This is a genomic window from Streptomyces sp. NPDC030165 (assembly GCF_055573595.1).
Genome location: NZ_JBVIBD010000011.1, coordinates 172,328 through 175,062 on the forward strand (window position 1 = coordinate 172,328; position 2,735 = coordinate 175,062).

Annotated in this window: 3 protein-coding genes; 2 read left to right on the plus strand and 1 reads right to left on the minus strand. The window is 73.7% G+C overall.

Going from position 1 to position 2,735, the window contains the following annotated elements; all coding sequences use genetic code 11:
* Positions 1-150: 150 nt before the first annotated feature.
* Complete coding sequence (locus ACZ4Z1_RS22175; RefSeq protein ID WP_468488318.1) at positions 151-558, minus strand: four-helix bundle copper-binding protein; 408 nt, start codon at positions 556-558, stop codon at positions 151-153.
* A 247-nt stretch (positions 559-805) separates the two neighbouring features.
* On the opposite strand from ACZ4Z1_RS22175, the gene ACZ4Z1_RS22180 reads away from it, so the two are divergent.
* Positions 806-1,252, plus strand: a complete 447-nt coding sequence (locus tag ACZ4Z1_RS22180; RefSeq protein ID WP_468488319.1) for an RrF2 family transcriptional regulator — start codon at positions 806-808, stop codon at positions 1,250-1,252.
* 151 nt (positions 1,253-1,403) lie between these two features.
* Positions 1,404-2,618, plus strand: a complete 1,215-nt coding sequence (locus ACZ4Z1_RS22185) for a globin domain-containing protein (RefSeq protein WP_468488320.1) — start codon at positions 1,404-1,406, stop codon at positions 2,616-2,618.
* The last annotated feature ends 117 nt before the right edge of the window (positions 2,619-2,735 follow it).

A 2,735-nucleotide genomic window follows, 5' to 3' on the forward strand; every position in this document is an offset into this window, starting at 1 on the left:
GTGGGGGGGGGGGGGGAGGAGTGGTGCGCCCCCCCACCCCCCCCCCCCCGCCCCCCCCCCCCCCCCCCCCCCCCCCCCCCCCCCCCACCCCTGCCGCGTGGCCGGCCCGTCCCGTGACGCTTCCGGCCGCGGGTGGACCGGCAACGGCTGCTACGGCCGCAACGCCTCCCGCACCCCGCGACACGCGTCGAGCGCGCGGACCGTGGCCTGGGTGCACAGGCGGCAGTGCTCGTGGCTGCCGGCGTGCGCGCGGCACAGTTCGTTGCTGCGTTCGCAGGCGACGGCGCAGGCGTCGAGCTGTGCGGCCAGCAGCCGGGTCTCCGCGCCGCCTTCCCGCAGCAGCAGCCGCAGGGTCACTCCGACGACGTCGTGGCAGTCCAGATCGGCGCGGACCGCTTCGCGCATCCGGTCCGCGTCGTCGGACGCCGACATGCCGGTGGCGCAGACGAGGACGGCCTTCTCGCACTCGGCGAGGGCGTCGGTGGCCGGGGCCAGCACGTCGGTGCCGAGCCGGGCCTTGGTGGTGATGCTGTCGAGGAGGGTGCGGGTCGGGAGCATGGCGGCCTCCAGGCGCGGTGGTTCCGGGCCGGTTCCGGCGCCGCATCCCGGCGGCCGGAAGGTGGCCCGTGGATGCCCTTCGGCCCGACCGTACTGCTGCCCGGCGCGGCGGGACAGGCGCGCGGCCGCCCGTCTTCGCGGCCGGTCGCCCGGCGTGTCCGGTGCGCCCGTCCTGCCCGGTCGTGTCCGGCCCGTCCGCCGCACCCCAAATCGGCAGCACAGAATCCAATTCAGTACGGTTGTGCTCGTGCGACTGACGAAGAGCACCGACATCGCGCTCCGCATCGCCATGCGGCTGGCGGTCCTCGAAGGCCGGGGCGGCGCGCCGACCACCCGCGAGGTGGCCGGCGCCGTCCAGGTCCCGTACACCCACGCCGCCAAGGTGGTGAGCAGACTCCAGCACCTGGGCGTCGTGGAGGCGCGGCGCGGGCGCAACGGAGGCCTGTCCCTGACCCGGGAGGGCCGCACCGGCTCCTTGGGGCGCCTGGTGCGCGAACTGGAGGGCGTCGGCGACGTGGTGGGGTGCGAGGACGATCCGCCCTGCCCGCTGCGCGGGGCCTGCCGGCTGCGCGGGGCCCTGCGTGCCGCGCAGGAAGCGTTCTTCGCCTCGCTCGACCCGCTGTCCATCGAGGATCTGGTGGGTACCCCGACCGGCCCTCTGCTGCTCGGCCTGTCTCCCCGGCCGGAGGACTGAACGGCCCTACCGCACCCCCCTGTCCCGGCTCGTACGCTTGCGGAGAAATGCGAACCTGAGATGCAAGTTATTTGTGTCACAGCACGTCGCAGCGCCCTCCCCAGCGGGCCGGCCCCTCAGCACCCCTCAAGAACAAGAACCGGAGCATCCGATGTTGTCGTCCACGTCCGCCGAGACCGTCCGTGCCACCCTGCCCGCGGTCGGAGCGGCCATCGGTGAGATCACCCCGCTCTTCTACGACAAGCTCTTCGCCGCCCACCCCGAGCTGCTCCGCGACCTGTTCAACCGCGGCAACCAGGCCAACGGCAGCCAGCGCCAGGCGCTCGCCGGCTCCATCGCTGCCTTCGCGACGCACCTGGTGGAGCATCCGGACGAGCGTCCCGACGCGATGCTGGAGCGCATCGCACACAAGCACGCCTCGCTCGGCGTCCGCGCCGACCAGTACCCGATCGTGCACAAGCACCTGTTCGCGGCCATCGCCGAGGTCCTGGGCGACGCGGTCACCGAAGAGGTCGCGGCGGCCTGGGACGAGGTGTACTGGCTGATGGCGAACGCCCTGATCGCCGTCGAGAAGCGCCTGTACGAGGCGGCGGGCGCGCCGGACGGGGACGTCTGGCGGGAGTACCGCGTCACCGGCCGCTTCCGGGAGACCGAGGACGTGGCGACCTTCGTCGTCCAGCCGGTGGACGGCACCCCGGTCCCGGCGTCCCGGCCCGGCCAGTACGTCTCCGTACAGGTGCGGCTCGCCGACGGCGCCCGGCAGATCCGCCAGTACAGCCTGTCCGGGCAGCCGGACGGTGGCCTGCAGTTCTCCGTGAAGCGTGTGGACGGCGACGCGTCCGGCTCGCCGGCGGGCGAGGTCTCCAACCATCTGCACGCCCACGTGCACGAGGGCGAAGTCCTGCGTGTCAGCGCCCCGTTCGGCGACGTGGTACCGGAGGAGAGCGACCGCCCGCTGCTGCTCGCCTCGGCCGGCATCGGCTGCACGCCCATGATCGGCATCCTGTCCCGCCTCGCCGCCGACGGCTCCGGCCGCCGCGTCGTGTCCGTGCACGCCGACCGCTCCCCGGCCGCGCACGCCTTCCGTACCGAACTGCGGCAGCTGACCGAGAAGCTGGACAGCGCCACGGCCGACGTCTGGTACGAGCAGCCGGACGCCGACACCGGGGCGGGGGACGACGAGGGCCCCGTCACGCTGCACGAAGGCCGTATCGACCTGAGCCGGATCGACGTCCCGGAGGGCACCGTCGCCTACCTCTGCGGTCCGGTGCCCTTCATGAGGGCCGCCCGCGACCAGCTGCTGTCGGCGGGCGTGGCCGCGGCGGACATCCACTACGAGGTGTTCGGCCCCGACCTGGGTCTGTGACCGGTCTCTGACCAGGGCGTGGGGGCGGGCCCCCAGCCCGGGGCAAAGCCCATCCCCAACACCCCCATGTTCCCCCCCCCTCAACCCACAACCGGGTCCCCACCGGAAGAAAAACCA

Bases quoted from the DNA above. Each gene is read 5' to 3' on its own strand.
- ACZ4Z1_RS22185 (WP_468488320.1), top strand. From the start codon at position 1,404: ATGTTGTCGTCCACGTCCGCCGAGACCGTCCGTGCCACCCTGCCCGCG.
- ACZ4Z1_RS22175 (WP_468488318.1), bottom strand. From the start codon at position 558: ATGCTCCCGACCCGCACCCTCCTCGACAGCATCACCACCAAGGCCCGG.